Source organism: Rhodoferax sp. UBA5149 (assembly GCF_002413825.1).
Taxonomy (GTDB): Bacteria; Pseudomonadota; Gammaproteobacteria; order Burkholderiales; family Burkholderiaceae_C; genus Rhodoferax.
On record NZ_DHXT01000087.1, the window covers coordinates 23,811 to 24,051 of the forward strand.

Annotated in this window: 1 protein-coding gene; it reads right to left on the reverse strand. The window is 63.9% G+C overall.

What is annotated here, in order from left to right:
• Positions 1-241, reverse strand: a 241-nt coding sequence (locus B3V69_RS20875; RefSeq protein WP_296445206.1) for a histidine phosphatase family protein, incomplete at both ends; no start/stop codon positions are given.

Genomic DNA, 241 nt, shown 5'->3' on the forward strand with positions numbered 1-241 from the left:
TGGCGCGTAACGACGTCCATGACCCAGCCGTGGGTAACGACGAGTACCCGAGCACCGCGATGGCGCGCGCCGATTTCGGCGAACGCATCGTACGAGCGATCGGCGAATTCGTCCATCGACTCGCCACCCACGAACTCGGCAGCCGGGTTGCGCCGCAGGATCTGCTCCAGCAAGGCCGGATTCAGTTCGGCCAGTTCGTTCTTCGGAATGCCCTGGAGCGCACCGAAATGCCTCTCCCTGA